General features: G+C 50.7%; 2 tRNA genes and 1 rRNA gene. All 3 read right to left on the bottom strand.

Going from position 1 to position 337, the window contains the following annotated elements:
• Positions 1 to 5: 5 nt before the first annotated feature.
• Positions 6 to 81 (bottom strand) — tRNA-Lys (locus tag EJ063_RS20830).
• Positions 82 to 83: 2 nt separating this feature from the next.
• A tRNA-Glu gene (locus EJ063_RS20825) sits at positions 84 to 159 on the bottom strand.
• Positions 160 to 248: 89 nt separating this feature from the next.
• Positions 249 to 337, bottom strand: a 16S ribosomal RNA gene (locus EJ063_RS20820); the annotation flags it as partial.

The raw sequence follows: 337 nt of genomic DNA, 5'->3' as shown, positions 1-337 counted from the left end.
AAGAATGGTGGGTCGTGCAGGATTCGAACCTGCGACCAATTGATTAAAAGTCAACTGCTCTACCAACTGAGCTAACGACCCAATGGTATCCCGTAGGGGAGTCGAACCCCTGTTACCGCCGTGAAAGGGCGGTGTCCTAGGCCTCTAGACGAACGGGACACTAAGTTGAACACCTTGGGGGGTGTTCCATCTCTTAAACTACATAAACCATCAATCTGTGTGGACACTCATCGTGAGTAATCATCGTATAAGGAGGTGATCCAGCCCCAGGTTCCCCTAGGGCTACCTTGTTACGACTTCACCCCAGTCATGAACCACAAAGTGGTAAGCGTTCTCC

It is taken from the genome of Vibrio aquaticus (genome assembly GCF_003970385.1).
Classification (GTDB): Bacteria; Pseudomonadota; Gammaproteobacteria; order Enterobacterales; family Vibrionaceae; genus Vibrio; species Vibrio aquaticus.
The sequence above is the reverse complement of the archived record's forward strand: the minus strand, read 5'-3'. Positions and strand labels throughout refer to the sequence as shown.